Source organism: Mesorhizobium sp. RCAM 06353 (assembly GCF_059683585.1).
On sequence record NZ_CM185031.1, the window covers coordinates 2,622,182 to 2,641,763 of the forward strand.

A 19,582-nucleotide genomic window follows, 5' to 3' on the forward strand; every position below is an offset into this window, starting at 1 on the left:
AACCTGCGGCAAGCAAGAAAAGTAAGCATGCTCTACGACATCAGGCTTCATCTCCATTACGATTATGCAGCGGCGGCTGGTGGCGGCCGCCATCAGATTCGCGTGCTGCCATCGACGATATCAGGCGTGCAGCGCGTCATCGCGGCATCCCTGTCTTTCACCCCGGCACCCAATGAACGGTCGGATTTTTCGGACTTCTTCGGCAACAACGTCACCTCGATCGCCTTTCGCGATGCGCATGACGCACTCGACATAAGGATGAGCGCACGCGTTTCGGTGTCGCGGCCCGAGCCCGGGCTCGACGTGTCGCCCGATATAGGGCGGCTCAGGCAGGAGCTGGCCGCGGTGCGGTCGTTGGCGTCAGCGTCACCACACCACTTTCTGGCGGGAAGCGCTCACTCCGGCATCGATGCGGCGATCACCGCCTACGCACGAGAGAGCATCGCCGGCTCGGCCGCCGGTACGGCAATGAACCTGTGCAACCTTATTCACCGCGATTTCACCTATGACGGTGACGCAACCACGGTGCGGACCCGGGCCAGCGATGCCTTCAAGCTGAAGCGCGGTGTCTGCCAGGACTTTTCGCACATCATGATCGCCGGGTTGCGCGGGCTCGGCATTCCGGCCGGCTATGTCAGCGGCTTTCTGCGCACCATCCCGCCCAAGGGCAAGCCCCGGCTGGAAGGCGCCGATGCCATGCATGCCTGGGTCAAGGTCTGGTGCGGACGCGACGCCGGCTGGCAGGAGTTCGATCCGACCAATGGCATGCGGGCCAGCAACGACCACATCACAGTCGGCTACGGCCGTGATTATTCCGACGTGGCGCCGATCGTCGGCGTGCTGAAAACCACCGGCGGACAGGTCGGCGAGCAGGCTGTCGACGTCATTCCGGTCGCGCTCGAAAAGGCGTGAAAACGGGCTAAGCACGCGCCAAGCGTTCCGCCGCTGCAATTTCTGCGTGGACTTAAGCGACTTCTCAAACATCGAAGGCGCCGCTAATCTCTATTCGTTTCGAGGGGATTGTTTTGCTAAAGCGCGTGGGCGCGGGGTCTTGTAATTGAAAGCGGTCAGCGTCGTCATTCCTGCCCATAATGCGGCGAAAACCATCGCCACCACGCTGGCGTCGCTCGCCGGTGAGGCCGAGGTCATTGGCGAGGTCCTGCTGGTCGATGATGCATCGACCGATAACACGGCTGACGTGGCACGGCAGGCTGCGGCGCAACTCACCTTGCCGCTGCGTGTGCTGCCGGCCGGCTGCCGCGACGCCGGTGGCGCTCGCAACGTAGCGTTGGCGCAGGCGCTCCAGCCGTGGGTGTATCTGATCGACGCAGACGATTTGCATCTCCAGGGCGGATTGCGCGCGCTGCTCCGTCAGGCGGACGCCCAGCCGCATGTCGACATGATCGTGGGCGCCTACCGGCGACGGGTAAACGGCGAGGATCGGCAGATCAAGGTGCCGAACGGCTATCAGGCCGCATGCCTGGCAAATGCTTCGGCCTATGTGAAAGGCGATATACGCTCCGTCGCCGTGGGCAGCGTTCTGGCATCCCGGCAACTGATCGGCGAGACGCGGTTTCCCGTGGGCCTTGCCTATGACGAGGACACGCTGTTCTGGGCGCGGCTGATGTGCAAGGCATCGCTGGGCATGATTCCGCAACCGGTCATGGTCTATGAGGTTTCGCCGTCCCGTTCCGACGACCGCTTTGCGATCAACCCGGTGCGGCGCTTCCTGGAGTGGCGCCGCCAATTGCGCACGCTCACCGATTGCGGAATCCCGATGTCGGCCCTCAAGACCAGGGAGGGGCTTGTCGCCCTGAAGATTGCCCGTGTTCACTATGCGCGAGGCAACCTTGGGATGGCGGCACGCTTCCTGGCGGTGGCTGCGGCCGCGCCGAAGCGAAAGTCGGACGCTTGGCGGTGTGTCCGCTACAAGGTGAAGATATGGTCCCGGCGCAGGTTTTCCGGGTCGGGAGTCTGCCTGCAAGACGCTCTATGACAGCCAAGCCGGACCTGGCGGTTGTCGTAATTGGATGCCGAGCCCCGGCCAGTATAGTCGGTTCAGTCAAATCTCTTCTCGACCAGGGCATTCCCCTCGAGATCTTGGTGGTCAACTCTGGCGGAGGGGATGCGAAGTCACTTCTGGATGATGCCGGTATCGATGTGCCGGTGATTGAAATCGCCTATCGGGTATTCGTTGGGGCTGCGCGCAATGTCGGGATCGCCGCCACCACCGCGCCCTTTGTCGCATTCCTTGCGGACGATTGCCTTGCTTGCCCGGGTTGGGCCGAAGCACGAATACGTCATCACTCCGCAGGAGCTGCCACGGTTTCGAGCGCGATATCGAACAGCCATCCCCGCAGTCCGGTTGCCTGTGCCGCATATCTCGCTCTGTTCGCCCGCCGTCTTCCCGGCCTGCCCGCAGAATTGGCGCTGCGCTACGGCGTTTCCTTCCACCGCCGGCTCTTCGAGGAATACGGCCTCTTCGACGAATCGATGCGGGTTGCCGAGGACACCGAATTTCTCGCACGGCTGCCATCGGAGCTTGAGCCGGTCTGGGAACCAGATGTCAGAACTATCCATCGGAACGACACGCGATTGCGTGGTTTGCTCCGCGACCAGTATAGCCGCGGTCATCGCAGTGGCGCCTATTACGTCGGGACGACGAGGGCCAAGCCCTTTCGACTTGCCCGCAATAATTTCAGAGACCGGAGGCAGATTCGAAAACTGGCAAGGATCGGGCTTTCCGGACCAGAGTTGACCTTCGCCATGCATTCAATGCCGATCTTGACGCTGGCCTTGTTTGCAAAATCTCTCGGCATCTATTTCGGCGCTCGCGATCGCTTGAAAAGTGAACGGAAAACACCGGGATGATCTCTAGCCATATGAAGCAAAGGCGCTGGCGGCGCGGCAGATTGTTCTGGACGCGTCAGAGAACGATCGCGGTTTTCAGCTATCGTTATGATGCGCATCTGGTGCCTGACCTCCTCGCCAATCTGGACCCAATCGTTGATGGCTGGATCGCCTTCGACGACCGCAAGGGGCAGGGAATTTTCAGCAGCGAGACGCAGCGGCGGCGACTGTTGCTCGAATCGGCTCGCGACGCGGGGGCCGACTGGATTCTGGCCATGGATCCCGATGAACGGCTGGAACGGGCGGCCGCCGATCGCATTGGGCAGCTAACAAGCCGCCGCGGGCGAATTGCTTGGGGGTTCAGACTCCGCGAAATGTATTCGCCAACGGATTACAGGATCGACGGCCGGTGGGGTGGGAAAGTACAGCATCGGCTTTTTCGAGCCTACGATCCCTTGGACTATCGGTCCAGCGATCTGCATGGACCTTGGTACCCTGCTGACGTTGGCTTCAGAGAGAAAGACACCGGTCTCAACCTATACCATCTGAAGATGATAGAGCCCAGGCGCCGGTACGGCCGACAAGCTCTCTACAAGCATCTCGACCCCAAACATGAGATGCAGGACATCGGCTACGATTATCTTACCGACGAGACGGATGCTCGCTTCGAGAGAATCGCACCGGGTCATGAATACCATCCGCCGCATGTCGATGATGGCCAGATGTGGATGGCCGATCTCGCCGCCGAGGGCAAAAGATAGCATTTCATAGGCTGTTCGGAACCGGCGGACGATCCGTTGCTTATCTTCGGATAATCCGGTGGAGTGGACATGCTGGACAAATCAGAGGCGCATTTTGGTCGGCCGATTGTAGGGGAAGACCATCCACGGCGAATGGCGCAGATCTCGGCCAGGGACGCCGCACTGACCTATGTCAGCGATGCCGAGCCCGGCATCCGGCGGCTGAGGACAGGCACGGGATTTTCCTACAAGGGACCGAACGGGAAGCCAGTCTCGGATGCCGCCAGCGCGCGTATCGAGGCGATCGTCATTCCGCCGGCCTGGACGGATGTCTGGATCTCGGCTGATGCCAACGGACATATCCAGGCGACCGGAAGGGATCAGCGGGGGCGTAAACAGTACCGCTATCATCCGCAATGGGCCGAAGAACGCGATGGCGCCAAATATTCAAGCCTCGTCGCTTTCGCCGAAAACCTGGCCAAGCTGCGGCGCACGATAGACAGCGATTTGCGCCGTCATGGCCTGCCGTTCGAGCGCGTCGTCGCCGCGGTCGTCTGGCTGCTCGACAACACGATGATCCGCGTCGGCAATGCCGCCTATGCGCGCGACAACAAGAGCTTCGGCCTGACGACATTGCGCGACCGCCATGTCGACATCAAGGGATCGAGCCTGCGTTTTGCCTTCAAGGGCAAGTCCGGCAAGGAATGGAGACTGAAGCTGGTCGACCGCCGCATCGCCGGGATCGTGCGGGGCGCGCAGGATCTGCCGGGCCAGAAGCTGTTCCAGTATCTCGACGAGGACGGCAACAGGCGCCCGGTCCGTTCCGACGACGTCAATCGCTACATCCGGGGCGCTGCCGGCGATGCGTTCAGCTCCAAGCATTTCCGCACCTGGGGCGGCACCATCCATGCCGCGTCGCTGTTTGCGCAGACGGAGTTGCCCGAAGTCCAAGCCCAGCAAAAGCGGGTGATGAACAGCGTCATCGATAGAGTGGCCGAGCGGCTGGGCAACACGCGCGCCGTCTGCCGCAAATGCTATATCCATCCGCAGGTTTTCGAGGCCTGGTCGCAGGGACGGTTGCTGGCCGAAATGGCGGAGGCCAACAAGCGCAAGCGGTCCATAGAAGGTCTCGATGACGAGGAAGCGCTCGTGTTGAGATGGTTGAGAACGCACGAAGGGTGACACGCAACAATTGGCGGTCGTCATGTCCGATTTTTTTATCGACGCCGTGTCGGGATCGGTCCTACTGTTTCGTCCTTTGATACAGAAAAGGACCAACCATGCTCTACGCCATCCTCTGCTATGCCTCCGAAGACGTCGTCAGCTCCTGGAGCAAGGCGCAGGACGATGAAGTCATGGCCAATCTCCTCAATGTTCAGGACAAGTACGCCAAGGCCGGCCGGCTCGGCCCGGTAGCGCGGCTTTTGCCGACGACGGCGGCGACGACGCTGCGGAAGGTCAAGGGCGAGTCGGTAGTCATCGATGGGCCGTTCGCCGAGACCAAGGAGCAGTTCCTCGGTTTCTACACGCTCGAATGCGCCGATCTCGACGAGGCCGTCGAATTCGCGCGTGAGCTCTCCGAGGTCAACCCGAGCGGTGGGTCCTATGAGATCCGGCCAGTGTCGGTGTTCAATCCCACCAAGGTGGCCGTATGACCGAACTGGCCTGGATCAGCTCCGCGATCAGCTCTGCCCGCCCGCAGGCGATGGGCGCGCTGCTGCGCTATTTCCGCGATCTCGATACGGCGGAGGAGGCTTTCCAGGATGCGTGCCTCAGGGCACTGAAGAACTGGCCGCAGAACGGGCCGCCGCGTGATCCGGCGGCCTGGCTGATCTTTGTCGGTCGCAACAGCGGCATCGATGCGGTGCGCAAGCGCGCCAAGCAGGCGCCGATGCCGGAAGAGGACCAGATCTCCGATCTGGAAGATGCCGAGAGCGATATTGCCGAGCGGCTGGACGGCGCGCATTACCGCGACGACATATTGCGGCTCTTGTTCATCTGCTGCCATCCCGATCTGCCGGCAACGCAGCAGATTGCGGTCGCGCTGCGCATCGTCTCCGGTCTCACCGTCAAGCAGATCGCGCGCGCGTTTCTGGTCGGCGAGAGCGCCATGGAGCAGCGCATCACCCGCGCCAAGGCGCGCATTGCCGATGCCGGCGTGCCGTTCGAGACGCCGGGTGCGGTCGAACGCTCTGAACGGCTCGCGGCGGTAGCGGCGATGGTCTACTTGATCTTCAACGAGGGCTATTCGACCAACAGCGGCGAGGCGCCGGCCCGTGCGCCGCTGTGCGAAGAGGCGATCCGGCTCGCCCGGCTGCTGCTTCGGCTGTTCCAGACCGAGCCCGAAATCATGGGGCTGACGGCGCTGCTTTTGCTACAGCATGCGCGCGCGCCGGCCCGCTTCGGCGAAGATGGCGAGATCGTTCTGCTCGAGGACCAGGATCGCGGCCTGTGGAGCCGCAAGATGATCGACGAGGGGCTGGCCCTTGTCGACAAGGCATTGCGCCATCGCAAACCCGGTCCCTACCAGGTGCAGGCGGCGATCGCCGCCCTGCATGCCCGGGCCGAGAAGGCCGAGGACACCGACTGGGTGGAGATCGACCTGCTCTACGGTTTGCTCGAACAGATGCAGCCGTCACCGGTCATCACGCTCAACCGCGCGGTGGCGGTTTCGAAGGTACGCGGCCCAGAGGCGGCGCTTGCCATGATCGAGCCGCTGGAGCCGAGGCTTACCGGCTATTTCCACTTCTTCGGCCTCAAGGGCGGGCTGCTGATGCAGCTTGACAGGGGTGAGGAAGCGCGGGTCGCCTTCGATCGCGCCATCGCGCTTGCCAACACGGCGGCGGAAGCGGCCCATATCCGCATGCATATCGACCGCTTGATGAAAGACGGTGCCGTGCGCACGCCGGCGAAAAAGGCCAACTGAGCCGCCTCCGCCCGTCTGGCTCAATCGGCTCTGGCTCAATCGTGTAATTTGGGCTTGGACCATGCCGGGGTGGCGAATTTCCCCTGAAACGAGTAAGGCCACGCCATGACTGCGCCTGGAGTGCCTTCCGGCAAACGGGCGACATGGCGCGAGGCTTTGACCCGACGCCATATGATGGGATCTGAAAGGGACAAAAATGACCATAGCGAAGGAAACGGCTGAGCTTCTGGCGAAACTGGGTGTGGCCAAGGATGCACTTGTCGGCGGCGACCTCATCGTGCGCAGCCCGGTGACGGGCGAAGAGATTGCCGCGCTGAAGACGATTTCGCCCGCCGATGCGGCCAAGACCATCGATGCCGCGCACAAGGCGTTCCAGTCCTGGCGGATGGTGCCGGGTCCCCGGCGCGGCGAACTGGTGCGGCTGCTTGGTGAGGAACTGCGTGCGCACAAGACCGAGCTTGGCCGGCTGGTGTCGATCGAGGTCGGCAAGATCCCGTCCGAGGGCCTCGGCGAAGTGCAGGAGATGATCGACATTTGCGATTTCGCCGTCGGTCTGTCCCGGCAATTGTATGGCCTGACCATCGCCACCGAGCGTCCGGGCCATCGCATGATGGAAACCTGGCATCCGCTGGGCGTCGTCGGCGTCATTTCGGCCTTCAATTTCCCGGTCGCAGTGTGGTCGTGGAATGCGGCACTGGCGCTGGTCTGCGGTGATGCGGTGGTGTGGAAGCCGTCGGAGAAGACGCCGCTGACCGCACTTGCCTGCGAGGCGATCTTCAAGCGCGCGGTGAAGCGTTTCGGCACTGATGCGCCGCAGGGCCTGGCGCCGGTGCTGATCGGCGACCGCGCCGTCGGCGAAATCCTGGTCGACCATCCCAAGGTGCCGCTGGTTTCGGCCACCGGCTCGACGCGCATGGGCCGGGATGTCGGCCCACGCCCGGCCAAGCGCTTTGCCCGCGCCGTGCTGGAATTGGGTGGCAACAATGCCGGCATCGTCTGCCCGACCGCCGACCTCGACATGGCGCTGCGCGCCATTGCCTTTGGCGCCATGGGCACGGCCGGCCAGCGCTGCACGACGTTGCGCCGCCTGTTCGTGCATGAGAGCGTCTATGACGCGCTGGTTCCGCGCCTGAAGAAGGCGTATGAGAGCGTTTCGGTCGGCAATCCGCTGGAGACGTCCTCGCTGGTCGGACCGCTGATCGACAAGGCGGCGTTCGATGCCATGCAGAAGGCGTTGAAGGAAGCGGCCGCCCATGGCGGCAAGGTGACCGGCGGTACGCGGGTCGAGAACGGCCACCCGGATGCCTATTATGTGCATCCGGCGCTGGTCGAAATGCAAAGCCAAGTCTCGCCGGTGACCGAAGAGACCTTCGCGCCGATCCTCTATGTGATGAAATATTCCGATTTCGACGCGGTGCTCGACGAACACAATGCGGTGGGTGCGGGCCTGTCGTCGTCGATCTTCACGCGCGATTTGCAGGAATCCGAGCGCTTCCTCGGCGTCGACGGTTCGGACTGCGGCATCGCCAACGTCAATATCGGCACGTCGGGAGCCGAGATCGGCGGTGCTTTCGGCGGCGAAAAAGAAACCGGCGGCGGCCGCGAAAGCGGCTCCGATGCGTGGAAGGCCTATATGCGGCGCGCCACCAACACGGTGAATTATTCCAAGGCGCTGCCGCTTGCCCAGGGCGTCTCGTTCGACATCGATTGAGAACGCCGAGTCTGCTCAAGGTCAGTGTCGGTGAAGCCCGCGAGCATCAATTGACACAAGTTGAGGGCGTACATGCCGCAGTGACGCTGGACAGCCTCTGACGCTTGTCCAGCGTCGGTTTTTCGTAACGCTTTTTCATGGCAGGTCCCTCTCCAATCATAACGCCGCGCATGGCGGCAACTTGAGTGCTAGCGGCCATCGCGGATTCCTGCATCCCCCGCATGGGGGATGCCGGACCGGTCAGCCGCCTGTCGTCGAACCAAAGGCTTCGGTGAAGGCGGCATCCATGATGGCGAGCTTCACCGCCTGGGCGGTCATGTATTCCTGGTAGAAATCGGGCGACATCCACATCACCGAATTGCCGCGTTGGCCGAGCCAACCGATGCTGCCGAGGTCTTCGGCATCGCGCAGCTTGCGCGCCAGATGGGTTCGAGACAGTTTCAGCCATCTGGCGAAATCACCGATCGACACGATACCCGTCGGGATTCGATCGAGGCCGGCATGATCAGGATCGACGCCCGCTATCAGCCAGTCCATGACGACGCCACCATTGTTGAGCCAGGTGAACAGGGAAAAGGTCTGCCTGGGTTCACGCACCGGATTGGACGAGAGCAAGCCATCGGCAATCCGTGGCTGCACCATGGCGAGTGCGTCCGGCCGGGCCAGGAACGGGGCCAGGCGGTTCGCTCCGTCGAGACTGTCCAGCGTGTGCAGATGCGCCATCAGCCAGAGGGTCACCGGCTCCAGCGAGGCCGCCGACGGCTGTAGGGGGCGGATGCGGCCGTCCTGTGTCGCTGGCGCATACTCGATGAAACCGTAGTGCAGCATTTCCTTGATGAAGGCGTCGGCGGTGTTGCGGCTGGCCACGGCATGGTGCCGGATCACGTCGATGAAACGCGCCGCTGTCAGTTCCTTGCGATAGTCGTCAGGCTCGCGCCTGAAAAACAGGGCAAGGCCGATATGGGCCATCAGCCAGCGTTGCTGCGTGGCGAACACCGAGGAAAGCCGCGGGTTCGTCTCGTAGGTCTGGTTCATCGCCTGCGCCTGGACGCGAACATAGCGATGCAATCCCGGATGAGCGGCAATTTCTTCCAATGTGAGCGCCATTCTCCCCCGCTGCGATAAGCCCCCTTGCCGCGAAGACGCAAGGACACATTTTCAGCCTTCGGCGCCCATGTCCAGATATCGGCGGTCAATAGTGGGTGAATGTGTACAATGGGCAAAAATCGTGGGGGCGATTCATTGCCTCGGGGGATGCAGAACCAACTTATCTACTTGTTCTGACGCAATTTCAGACGGAAGACGCGCTTCACGGTTTGCCCTCGCGCGGCACTGCTCAGCCACCGCCTTGCAACGGCGGAAAACAGGCTTCGAAGGCGCTGTCGACGACGGCCAGCTTGGCGGCCTGGACGGTCATGTATTCCTCGTAGAAGCCGTGCGACACCCACATCACCGAATGGCCACGCTGGCCAAGCCAGCCGATGCTGCCGAGTTCCTCGGCGGTGCGCAGTTTGCGGCCGAGATGGGTCCGCGACAGCTTGAGCCATTTGGCGAAGTCGCCGATCGACACCACGCTGGTCGGAATCCGCTCCAGGCCGGCGTGGTCGGGATCGATGCCGGACATCAGCCAGTCCATGACGATGCCGCCATTGTTGAGCCAGATGAACAGGGAAAAGGTCTGGTTGGGTTCGCGCACCGGCTTTGACGCAAGCAGGCCGTCAGCCACCAGCGGCTGCAGCGTCGCAAGCATGTCGGGCCGGTCCAGGTATCTGGCCAGCCGCTCGCCGCCATCGATATGGTCAAGCGTGCGCAGATGGGCGATCACCCAGCCGGTGAATCTCTCAATGGTGGCCGCTGTCGGTTGCAGGGGATGCGTGCGGCCGTCGCCGCCCGCTACATACTCGGCGATGTTGTAATGCAGCATCTCCTTGATGAAAGCGTCCGCCGTGTTGCGGCTGGCCACGGCGTTCTTGTGCACGACCTCGATGAAACGCGATACCGTCAGCTCCTTGCGGCGGTCGTTCGGGTCGCGCCTGAAGTGCATGGCAAGGCCGACATGGGCCATCAGCCAGCGCTGCTGCGTGGCAAAAATGGCAGCCAGCCTGGGGCTTTCTTCATAGATCTGGATCAACGCCAGCGATTGCTCCTGAACGAAGCGATGCAACGCCGGATGGCCGGCAATATCTTCCAAATTCAGCGCCATCCTCCTGCTCTTTCGAGTCAACTCCAGCAGCGTAGTTTCGTTGCTCATTTTCCAGCCTTCAACACTTGTGTCCAGAGGTACCAAATGCCCAGAACTGGACCGGTCAAAGTGCGACAGGTTGGCGGCGCAACTTGCTAACCAATTGCTATAGCTTCGAAAACCCCTCCCAATGATAGTCAGCCGAACAGCCGCAGGTCGAATTGACCTTCAGCAGGGCCAGGCATAGTTTCCGCGTCATCCGAGGGGCGGGGGCATGCCTTTCGGACATGAATTCGAGAAACGGCGGCAAAGACGAGCGATCAGAGATCGCCCGGCGGCGAAGCCTTGCCCGCATGTACCTCGAATTACGAGTGGCTGGGTGAAGTATAGAAGCAAGATCGCGTTTGGCAAACATGCCAAAGGCCTGCCCGTTTCCTGCAGGCCCGGGGTGCGTGGTGGGTGGTCCGCCATGCTCGCCGCTTCGATATGTCTAGGGCTCCCCGCCGGTGCGTTCGCTGAGACCGCCAGCCAGATCACGCCGCCAAGTTTCCGGCCGCCGCCGCAGACCAACATGGCGGGCGTTACGATCCCGGAAGGATCGGGTCTCGAGGCGCCGGCGGGCGCCGAGAAGCTGAAGGTCAAGCTCAGGGATGTCAGTGTCGAGGGCGGCCTGCCCGACATGGCCGAGGCAACGCGCAAGATCGTTGCGGGTATCGCCCATCGCACGGTGACGGCGGCGGAAGTCTTTGCCGCGGCGCGCGCGCTGGAGACCGAATATGGCCGGGCCGGCTACGCTCTGGTTCGGGTCGTGCTGCCGGCGCAGAAGCTCAACGACGGCGCAAGGCTCGGGCTCGTCGTCATCGACGGCTATCTCGAGCGGATCGACACCCGCAACCTGCCCGAGCGCATACGCGGACGGTCGAGGCAACGCTGGCGCCGCTGGTCGGGCAAAAAAGCATCAAGCTGTCGGCGATCGAGCGCAAGCTGCTTCTGGCCGGCGACACGCCGGGCGCCAGGACAGCCAGCCGCCGGCGAAACCCAAGCGCTGGTCGAGGACCCGCGTCTCGACAGCCCTGCCTTCTGCCAGAATATCGGCGAGATCGCGGCTGTCTGCAGCGCTGGATCGGTGCAATAGGACGCTGCTCGGCGGCGTTCATTCACCCGGTTGTGGGCGTAGCGTCCGCAGGCGTGGCATCGCCAAGCGCCACTGCCGGCACCAGCGACCGAAACGGTCGACATAGATGTAGATAACCGGCGTCGTGTAGAGGGTCAGGACCTGGCTCAGGATCAGGCCACCGACGATGGCGATGCCGAGCGGCTGGCGCAGTTCGGCGCCTTCGCCAAGGCCGATCGCCAGCGGCACGGCGCCGAACAATGCCGCCATGGTCGTCATCATGATCGGGCGGAAGCGCAGCAGGCATGCCTGGTAGATGGCCTCATGCGCCGGCTTGTTCTCGTTGCGCTCGGCGGCCAGCGCGAAGTCGATCATCATGATGGCGTTCTTCTTGACGATGCCGATCAGCAGGATGATGCCGATCAGCGCCATGATCGAGAACTCGATGTTGAACAGGGTCAGCGCCAGCAAGGCGCCGACGCCGGCCGACGGCAAGGTCGACAGAATGGTCAGCGGGTGCGCGTAGCTTTCGTAGAGAATGCCGAGCACGACATAGACGGCGATCAGCGCGGCAAGGATCAGCAGTGGCTGGTCGGAGAGCGAGTCCTGGAAGACGCGCGCCGTACCCTGGAAACTGCCATGGATGGTGGCCGGCATGCCGATGCGGTCGGCGGCCGCGTTGATGGCCGCGACGCCGTCGCTGAGCGCGACGCCCGGCGCCAGGTTGAACGACAGGGTGGTGGCGACGAACAGACCCTGGTGGTTGACCGACAGCGGCGTGCTGCCGGGACCGTAATGCGCAACGGCCGACAGCGGCACCATGGTCTCGGCTCCGGTGCTGACCGCCGAACCGGTCGAGGCCGCCGTCTTGCCGGTGCTGGTGATGGAATTGTTGGCCTGGTTGCGCGCGGCGTCGGCGGCGACCGATTGGGCGCTGGTGGACTTGCCTGATACAGCGAATGTGCCGGCCACCGCATTGCTCGACTGCGATCCACCAACCGATCCGCCCGATGTGCTGACATAGACTTTTTTCAGCGCATCGGGGTTCTGCCAGTATTGCGGCGCCACCTCCATGATCACGTGGTACTGGTTGCGCTGGACATAGATGGTGGACACCTGGCGTTGGCCGAAGGCGTCGTAAAGCGTGTTGTCGATCTCGCTGGCTGATATGCCGAGGCGCGTTGCGGTGTCGCGATCGATGGTGACGTCGGCTTCCAGGCCCTTGTTCTGCTGGTCAGAGTTGACGTCGGTGAGCCTGGGTTCGGTTTGCAGCGCTGCGGCCAGTTTCGGCGCCCACTCCGCCAGTTCGTCGAAACTGTCGCCTTGCAAGGTGTACTGGTACTGCGCGTTCGACTGCCGCCCGCCGACGCGGATATCCTGCACCGCCTGCAGGAAGAGCGTGGCGCCCGGCACCACAGCCAGTTTGGGCCGCAGCCTGGCGATGACCTTATCGACGGAGATCTTGCGCTCGGCCAGCGGTTTCAGCGACACGAACATGGAACCGGAATTGGTCTGGCCGCCGCCGGTAAAGGCGACAGCGGCATCGACGGCCGGATCCTTGCTGACGATGCCGGCGAACTGGGTGAGCTTCTGCGACATCGACTGGAACGAGGTTGCCTGGTCGGCCTGGATCGAGCCCGTCAGCCGTCCCGTGTCCTGCTGCGGGAAGAAGCCCTTGGGGATGGTGACATAGAGGTAGCCATTGAGGCAGAGCGTTGCCGCCAGCACCGCCATGATCAGCAGCGGATTGTCGAGTGCCCAGGATAGCGACCGGCGGTAGAAGCCCAGCATAGCCTCGAAGACACGTTCGCTGAAGCGGTAGAGCCGGCCATGTTCACGCTGTCCCTCGGGGCGCAGCAGGATCGAACACATCATCGGCGTGGTGGTCAGCGAGATGACGAGCGAGACCAGGATCGCCGCCGACAGCGTGATGGCGAATTCGCGGAACAGCCGTCCGACGATGCCGCCCATCAGCAGGATCGGGATGAAGACGGCGATCAGCGACAGGCTCATCGACAGCACGGTGAAGCCGACCTCCTGGGAGCCCTTGATGGCCGCCTCCATGCGGCCCATGCCGGAAGCGGTGTGGCGGGCGATGTTTTCGAGCACGACGATGGCGTCGTCGACGACGAAACCGGTGGCCACCGTCATCGCCATCAGCGACAGATTGTCGATGCTGAAGCCGAGCAGGTACATGACGCCAAGCGTGCCGACCAGCGACACCGGCACGGCCACGATCGGCACCAGCGCCGAGCGCACGTCGCGCAGGAAGGCGAAGACGACGAGGATCACCAGGCCGATAGCGATCATCAGCGTCTGCGCGACCTCGCTCAGCGAAGCGCGGATGGTGGTCGAGCGGTCGACCGCCAGCGACAGGTCGATGGCCGGCGAGATCGAGGTGCGCAGCGTCGGCAGCAGCGCCTTCACCCGGTCCACCGTCGCGATGATGTTGGCGTTGGGCGAGCGGTTGAGGATGATCAGCACGCCCGGCTTGCCATTAGCGAGACCGGCATTGCGGATGTTCTCGACGGAATCATTGACCTGGCCGACATCGGAAAGCCTGACCGGCGCGCCGTTGCGGTAGGCGACGATCAGCGAACGATAGGCGTCGGCCTGGTTGGCCTGGTCGTTGGCGTAGATCTGGTAGCGCTGGTCGCCGACGTCGATGGCGCCCTTGGGGCTGTGGGCATTGGCCGAGGCGAGTGCGGCGCGCACATCCTCCAGCCCGATGCCGTAATCATAGAGCACCTGCGGGTTGAGCTCGACGCGCACCGCCGGCAGCGAGCTGCCGCCGACCGACACCTCGCCGATGCCGTCGACCTGCGAGAGTTTCTGCGCCAGCACGGTGCTGGCTTCATCGAAGAGCTGACCCTTGGACAGAGTGTCCGATGTCATCGACAGGATGAGGATCGGGGCGTCGGCGGGATTGACCTTGCGATAGGTGGGGTTGGAGCGCAGGCTGGACGGCAGGTCGGCGCGGGCGGCATTGATCGCCGCCTGGACGTCACGCGCAGCGCCGTCAATGTCGCGGTCCAGGCCAAATTGCAAGGTGATGCGGGCGCTGCCGACGCTGCTCGACGAGGTCATTTCGTTGACGTCGGCGATTTCGCCGAGATGCCGCTCGAGCGGGCTGGCGACGGTGTTTGCCACCACCTGCGGGCTGGCGCCCGGTAGCGAGGCCGACACCGAGATGACGGGGTAGTCGACCGCCGGCAGCGGCGCCACCGGCAATTGCGGAAACGCCACCAGCCCGGCCGCCAGCAGGCCGAAGGTCAGCAGCGTCGTCGCCACCGGCCGCCGGATGAAGGGAACCGACAGGTTCATGACCTGGCGTCCGCACCATGTCCGCGGGGAAGATTGGGAGCACGGGGCAGATTGGGTTCGATGCCTCGGAAGCGGGCGGCGAGGCGATCGAACCAGAGATAGATCACCGGCGTGGTGAATAGAGTCAGCAACTGGCTGAGCAGCAAGCCGCCGACGATGGAGACGCCCAAGGGATGGCGCAGTTCCGAGCCGACGCCGGTGCCGAGCATCAGCGGCAAGGCGCCGAGCATCGCCGCCAGCGTCGTCATCAGGATCGGGCGGAAGCGCAGCAGGCAGGCCTGGTAGATCGCCTCGCGCGGCGCTTTGCCTTCATTGCGCTGCGCGTCGAGCGCGAAGTCGATCATCATGATGGCGTTTTTCTTGACCACGCCGATCAACAGGATGATGCCGATGATCGAAATGATGGTCAGGTCCTGGCCGGCGATCATCAGCGCCAGCAGCGCGCCGATGCCGGCCGAAGGCAGCGTCGACAAAATGGTGATCGGGTGGATGAAGCTTTCGTAGAGCACGCCCAGCACGATGTAGACCGTCACCACCGCAGCCAGGATCAGGAACAGCGTGTTGTCGAGCGAAGCCTGGAAGGCACGCGCCGCGCCCTGGAAACTGGTGATGATGCTGAGCGGTATGCCGATGTCGGTTTGGGCCTGCTGGATCGCGGTGACCGCCTCGCCGAGCGACGCGCCGGGCGCCAGGTTGAACGAGACGGTGGTGGCGGGGAATTGGCCCATATGGGTGATCTGCAGCGGCGTGGTGGCGATATGGGTGGTTGCCACCACCGACAGCGGCACCGGCGCGCCGCCTGTCGACGAGGGCAGGTAGACGGAAGAGAGGGCCTTGAGCGAATCCTGTTCGGACGGGGCTGCCTCGAGAATGACGCGGGACTGGCTTGATGTGGTGTAGATGGTCGAGACCATGCGCTGGCCGAAAGCGTCGTAGAGCGCGTTGTCGACGGTCGCCGGCGTGATGCCGAAACGCGCGGCCTGGTCGCGGTCGATGTCGACGAAGACGGCAAGACCGCTGTTCGACATGTCGCTGGCGAGATCGGCGAGCTGCGGCAGCGTGTTCAGTTTTGTGAGCAGCTTTGGCGTCCATTCTCCCAGTTCGTCGGCATTGGCGTCCTGGAGCACGAATTGATACTGGGTGCGGCTGACCTGGCCGTCTATGGTCAGGTCCTGAACCGGCTGCATGTACAGCGTCACACCCGCCATCGGAGCGGCTTCCTGTTTCAGGCGGGCGATGACCGCGGCGATGTCGGCGCTGCGCTGTTCATGCGGCTTGAGGTTGATCAGGATGCGGCCGACATTCATCGTGGTGTTGGTGCCGTCGACGCCGATGAAGGACGACAGGCTGTCGACATCGGGGTCCTTGAGAATGATGGCGGCCAGCTGCTGCTGGCGCTCAGCCATGGCGGCATAGGAGATCGACTGCGGCGCTTCGGTGATGGCCTGGATGACGCCGGTGTCCTGGACGGGGAAAAACCCCTTCGGGATGACCACGTAGAGCGCTGCCGTCAGCACCAGGGTCGCCGCTGCCACCACCAGCATCAGCGTCTGGCGGTCGAGCACCCAGGTCAGCGCCCGGCCATAGCCACGGATCACCCAGTCGAAGAAGTCACGGCTGGCGCGCTGCAGGGCATTTTCCCGCACCGCCGCCACCGGCTTGAGCAGCTTGGCGCAGGCCATCGGCACCAAGGTCAGTGACACCAAGGCTGAGATCAGGATGGTTGTGGCCAGCGTGATGGAGAATTCGCGGAACAGTCGGCCGACGACATCGCCCATGAACAGAAGTGGGATCAGCACCGCGATCAGCGAGACGGTCAGCGAGATGATGGTGAAGCCGATCTGCTGCGAGCCCTTCAGCGCTGCTTCAAGCGGTGTCGCGCCCTCCTCGACATAGCGGGCGACATTCTCGATGACGACGATGGCATCATCGACGACGAAGCCGGTGGCGATGGTCAGCGCCATCAGCGACAGATTGTCGAGGCTGAAGCCGAACAGATACATGACGCCCAGCGTGCCGACCAGCGACAGGGGAACCGACAGGCTTGGGATCAGCGTGGCGCGCGCGCTGCGCAGGAAGACGAAAATGACCAGCACGACCAGGATGATCGACAGCGTCAGCTCGTATTCGACGTCGCGCACCGAGGCGCGGATGGTCGTTGTGCGGTCGGTCAGCACTTTCACGTCGACGGCATTCGGCAGCGAGGCCTGCAGCTGCGGCAGCAGCGCCTTGATGCGATCGACCACGTCGATGACGTTGGCGCCGGGCTGGCGCTGGATGTTGAGGATGATCGCCGGTGTGCTGTTCATCCAGGCCGCCAGCCTGTTGTTCTCGGTGGCGTCGACCACATCAGCCACATCGCTCAAGCGCACCGGGGCGCCGTCCTTGTAGGCGACGATCAGCGAACGGTATTCGTCGGCGCTCTTCAGCTGGTCGTTGGCGTTGATGGTGTAGGCGCGCGACGGTCCGTCGAAATTGCCTTTCGGCGTGTTAACGTTGGCGCTGCCCAAAGTGGTGCGCAGATCGTCGAGATTGAGGCCGTAGGCGGCGAGCTTGCGGGGATCGGCCTGGACGCGCACGGCGGGGCGCTGGCCGCCGCTGAGGCTGACCAGGCCGACGCCCGGCAACTGCGATATCTTCTGCGCCAGTCGGGTGTCGGCAAGCTGCTGGACGTCGCGCAGTGGCATCGTCGCCGAGGTCAGGCCAAGCGTCAGCACCGGCGCGTCGGCCGGGTTGACCTTGGCATAGATCGGCGGCGCCGGCAGGTCGGCCGGCAGCAGGTTGCCGGCGGCGTTGATGGCGGCCTGCACCTCCTGCTCGGCGACATCGAGCGAGATCGCCAGACTGAACTGCAGGGTGATGACGGAGGAACCGGCCGAACTCACCGAGTTCATCTGGTTGAGGTTGGCGATCTGGCCGAGCTGGACTTCCAGCGGCGCCGTGACCGAGGACGTCATGACGTCGGGGCTGGCGCCGGGATAGAAGGTCTGCACCTGGATGGTGGGATAGTCGACCTCGGGCAGGGCCGAGACGGGCAAATAGCGATAGGCCAGCGGGCCGGACAGCATGATGGCGACCATGAACAGCGATGTCGCCACCGGCCGCAGGATGAAGGCTCGCGACGGGCTCATTGCTGCTGCCCGGACTCCGACTGCCCCGAGTCCGCCTGCCCCGAGTCCGAATGTCGATGCCTGTGGCCCTTGCCCTTGCGCTTGCCTGAGTTGTCCGGGTTCGGCGCACCCGCCACCGGCTGGTCGGGTGGGGATTGAGCATCAGGTTGGGCTTGAGTTGGCGGCGCTCTTCCTGCCGGCGCGGGTGTTGATGCCGGCGAGGGTGCTTGTGCCGGAACTGCGGCCGGGGCCTGGCCATCCTGCTGAAGGTTGATATGGGCGCCGTCGCGGAGCTTGTCGGCGCCGTCGACGACGACGCGGTCGCCGGGGTTCAGGCCGGCGAGAATTTCGACGCGTTCGCCATTGGTGACGCCAAGCGTGACCTTGCGCACAGCGACGGTGCTGTCGGGATTGACCAGATAGACGAAGGTGCCGGGCAGGCCGCGCTGGATCGCCGCGATCGGGGCGATCGCCACGTCCTTGTGCTCGTCGACGAGAAGCGTGACGTTGACGAACTGGTTCGGATAGAGGACGCGTGCCTCATTGGCGAAGCCCGCCCTCAATTTGATGGTGCCGGTGCTCGGGTCGATCTGGCTGTCGAAGGTCTCGAGCTGGCCGTCGGCGAGCTTCTTGGCTCCGGCGCGATCGAAGGCTGATGCGGGCAGCGCGGCGCCCTGCTGCATGCGCTGCGCGATCGCCGGCAGTTCATCCTCGGGCACGGTGAACAGCACACTGATCGGCTGGACTTGAGTGATGATGACGATGCCGTTGGCATCGCCAGGGGTCACGTGGTTGCCCTGATCGACCTGGCGCAGGCCGGCGCGTCCGTCGACTGGAGAGAGGATGCGGCAATAGTCGAGATTGAGGGTCGCGGTCTGTATCATTGCCTGGTCGACCTGGACGGAGCCCTGGTCCTGCGCGACAAGGGCGACCTGCGCGTCGAGGGTCTGCGGCGTCGCCGTCCCCTGGGCCACCAGCTTCTGGTCGCGGACGAGGTCGAGCCCGGCATCCTTCAGCATGGCCTGATCGCGCACCAGCTGGCCTTGCGCCTGGGCGAGTGCCGCCTGGAAGGGGCGGGGGTCGATCTCAGCCAGCAAGTCGCCCTTCTTGACGTCCTGGCCCTCTTTGAAATTCACCTGGATGAGTGAGCCGGTGACCTGCGACTTGACGGTGACGGTGGAGAGCGAGGTCACCGTGCCGAGCGCATTGAGGGTGACATCTATGGTGCCCTTCTCGATGACGGCGGCGCCGATCGTCGTCGGCTGTGCGCCGCGCCGGCCGCCGGGCTGTCTCACCTCGACATGCGGACGCTGATAGAGATAGGCGCCGGTGGCGGCGATAATGGCAATGAAGATCAGCCACGGAATCCAGCCACGCGAACGGCGTGGCGCGACAGTCGTCTGCAGGGGCATTTGCAATTGCTGATCCATGGCGGCATCTCTCACCCCCATCGACCAATATGACCGAAACGACCCCAAGTCGAATTAACAGTTGGACAGGTTTGGCGCGGCCCTGCCGTCCGCTCAATCGCTCTGGATTGCTGCTTTGCTGGCCAGCCGCGAGCTGGAGCGGCTCATCGTTTCACAGAAACGCCGAGCCGCTCTATATCCTTGTTTTGACGCAAT

At 63.5% G+C, this 19,582-nt stretch carries 14 protein-coding genes; 9 read left to right on the forward strand and 5 right to left on the reverse strand.

Features of this window, described 5'->3' with window-relative positions; genetic code table 11:
- Window positions 1–27: 27 nt before the first annotated feature.
- From AC56QX_RS12435 to amaB, 8 genes are all read left to right on the forward strand, one after another.
- Window positions 28–912 carry a transglutaminase family protein gene (locus AC56QX_RS12435; protein ID WP_497116234.1) on the forward strand — a complete coding sequence of 295 codons (885 nt, stop codon included), beginning with the start codon at window positions 28–30 and terminating at the stop codon, window positions 910–912.
- Window positions 913–1,057: 145 nt separating this feature from the next.
- The gene (locus AC56QX_RS12440; protein WP_497116236.1) at window positions 1,058–1,996 is read left to right on the forward strand and encodes a glycosyltransferase family 2 protein; all 939 of its coding nucleotides are present in this window, start codon (window positions 1,058–1,060) and stop codon (window positions 1,994–1,996) included.
- Window positions 1,993–2,871 carry a glycosyltransferase family 2 protein gene (locus AC56QX_RS12445; RefSeq protein ID WP_497116237.1) on the forward strand — a complete coding sequence of 293 codons (879 nt, stop codon included), beginning with the start codon at window positions 1,993–1,995 and terminating at the stop codon, window positions 2,869–2,871. The genes AC56QX_RS12440 and AC56QX_RS12445 overlap by 4 nt, the downstream gene beginning before the upstream one ends.
- Window positions 2,868–3,611, forward strand: a complete 744-nt coding sequence (locus AC56QX_RS12450; protein WP_497116239.1) for a hypothetical protein — start codon at window positions 2,868–2,870, stop codon at window positions 3,609–3,611. The genes AC56QX_RS12445 and AC56QX_RS12450 overlap by 4 nt, the downstream gene beginning before the upstream one ends.
- A gap of 69 nt (window positions 3,612–3,680) precedes the next feature.
- On the forward strand, window positions 3,681–4,772 hold the full coding sequence (locus AC56QX_RS12455) for a DNA topoisomerase IB (protein ID WP_497116241.1): 1,092 nt from the start codon (window positions 3,681–3,683) through the stop codon (window positions 4,770–4,772).
- 98 nt (window positions 4,773–4,870) lie between these two features.
- Window positions 4,871–5,245, forward strand: coding sequence for a YciI family protein (locus AC56QX_RS12460; RefSeq protein WP_095199302.1), 375 nt, complete (start codon window positions 4,871–4,873; stop codon window positions 5,243–5,245).
- Window positions 5,242–6,516 carry an RNA polymerase sigma factor gene (locus AC56QX_RS12465; protein ID WP_497116244.1) on the forward strand — a complete coding sequence of 425 codons (1,275 nt, stop codon included), beginning with the start codon at window positions 5,242–5,244 and terminating at the stop codon, window positions 6,514–6,516. Before AC56QX_RS12460 ends, AC56QX_RS12465 begins: the two co-directional genes overlap by 4 nt.
- Before the next feature lie 196 nt (window positions 6,517–6,712).
- Complete coding sequence (gene amaB / locus AC56QX_RS12470) at window positions 6,713–8,227, forward strand: L-piperidine-6-carboxylate dehydrogenase (protein ID WP_497116246.1); 1,515 nt, start codon at window positions 6,713–6,715, stop codon at window positions 8,225–8,227.
- 240 nt (window positions 8,228–8,467) lie between these two features.
- Here the strand turns inward: amaB and AC56QX_RS12475 are convergent, their stop codons facing one another.
- Both AC56QX_RS12475 and AC56QX_RS12480 read right to left on the reverse strand, forming a co-directional pair.
- Window positions 8,468–9,334, reverse strand: a complete 867-nt coding sequence (locus AC56QX_RS12475; RefSeq protein WP_497116248.1) for a hypothetical protein — start codon at window positions 9,332–9,334, stop codon at window positions 8,468–8,470.
- A 229-nt stretch (window positions 9,335–9,563) separates the two neighbouring features.
- Window positions 9,564–10,478 carry a hypothetical protein gene (locus AC56QX_RS12480; protein WP_497116250.1) on the reverse strand — a complete coding sequence of 305 codons (915 nt, stop codon included), beginning with the start codon at window positions 10,476–10,478 and terminating at the stop codon, window positions 9,564–9,566.
- A 502-nt stretch (window positions 10,479–10,980) separates the two neighbouring features.
- Here AC56QX_RS12480 and AC56QX_RS12485 point away from each other — a divergent pair.
- On the forward strand, window positions 10,981–11,544 hold the full coding sequence (locus AC56QX_RS12485; protein WP_497116252.1) for a POTRA domain-containing protein: 564 nt from the start codon (window positions 10,981–10,983) through the stop codon (window positions 11,542–11,544).
- Between the two features lie 18 nt (window positions 11,545–11,562).
- Here the strand turns inward: AC56QX_RS12485 and AC56QX_RS12490 are convergent, their stop codons facing one another.
- From AC56QX_RS12490 to AC56QX_RS12500, 3 genes are read right to left on the reverse strand one after another with little or no spacing between them, the layout of a single operon-like run.
- Window positions 11,563–14,847, reverse strand: a complete 3,285-nt coding sequence (locus AC56QX_RS12490; protein ID WP_497116254.1) for an efflux RND transporter permease subunit — start codon at window positions 14,845–14,847, stop codon at window positions 11,563–11,565.
- Window positions 14,844–17,978: an MdtB/MuxB family multidrug efflux RND transporter permease subunit gene (locus AC56QX_RS12495; protein WP_497116256.1), complete on the reverse strand. Its 3,135-nt coding sequence runs from the start codon at window positions 17,976–17,978 to the stop codon at window positions 14,844–14,846. The genes AC56QX_RS12490 and AC56QX_RS12495 overlap by 4 nt, the downstream gene beginning before the upstream one ends.
- Complete coding sequence (locus AC56QX_RS12500) at window positions 17,975–19,369, reverse strand: efflux RND transporter periplasmic adaptor subunit (RefSeq protein WP_497116258.1); 1,395 nt, start codon at window positions 19,367–19,369, stop codon at window positions 17,975–17,977. Before AC56QX_RS12500 ends, AC56QX_RS12495 begins: the two co-directional genes overlap by 4 nt.
- Window positions 19,370–19,582 lie beyond the last annotated feature (213 nt).

Excerpts from the sequence above, each read along its gene's own strand:
- AC56QX_RS12455 (WP_497116241.1), top strand. The coding sequence starts at position 3,681 with ATGCTGGACAAATCAGAGGCGCATTTTGGTCGGCCGATTGTAGGGGAA.
- AC56QX_RS12460 (WP_095199302.1), top strand. The coding sequence starts at position 4,871 with ATGCTCTACGCCATCCTCTGCTATGCCTCCGAAGACGTCGTCAGCTCC.
- AC56QX_RS12490 (WP_497116254.1), bottom strand. The coding sequence starts at position 14,847 with ATGAACCTGTCGGTTCCCTTCATCCGGCGGCCGGTGGCGACGACGCTG.
- AC56QX_RS12445 (WP_497116237.1), top strand. The coding sequence starts at position 1,993 with ATGACAGCCAAGCCGGACCTGGCGGTTGTCGTAATTGGATGCCGAGCC.
- AC56QX_RS12500 (WP_497116258.1), bottom strand. The coding sequence starts at position 19,369 with ATGCCCCTGCAGACGACTGTCGCGCCACGCCGTTCGCGTGGCTGGATT.
- AC56QX_RS12475 (WP_497116248.1), bottom strand. The coding sequence starts at position 9,334 with ATGGCGCTCACATTGGAAGAAATTGCCGCTCATCCGGGATTGCATCGC.
- AC56QX_RS12485 (WP_497116252.1), top strand. The coding sequence starts at position 10,981 with ATGGCGGGCGTTACGATCCCGGAAGGATCGGGTCTCGAGGCGCCGGCG.
- amaB (WP_497116246.1), top strand. The coding sequence starts at position 6,713 with ATGACCATAGCGAAGGAAACGGCTGAGCTTCTGGCGAAACTGGGTGTG.
- AC56QX_RS12495 (WP_497116256.1), bottom strand. The coding sequence starts at position 17,978 with ATGAGCCCGTCGCGAGCCTTCATCCTGCGGCCGGTGGCGACATCGCTG.
- AC56QX_RS12465 (WP_497116244.1), top strand. The coding sequence starts at position 5,242 with ATGACCGAACTGGCCTGGATCAGCTCCGCGATCAGCTCTGCCCGCCCG.
- AC56QX_RS12480 (WP_497116250.1), bottom strand. The coding sequence starts at position 10,478 with ATGAGCAACGAAACTACGCTGCTGGAGTTGACTCGAAAGAGCAGGAGG.
- AC56QX_RS12435 (WP_497116234.1), top strand. The coding sequence starts at position 28 with ATGCTCTACGACATCAGGCTTCATCTCCATTACGATTATGCAGCGGCG.
- AC56QX_RS12450 (WP_497116239.1), top strand. The coding sequence starts at position 2,868 with ATGATCTCTAGCCATATGAAGCAAAGGCGCTGGCGGCGCGGCAGATTG.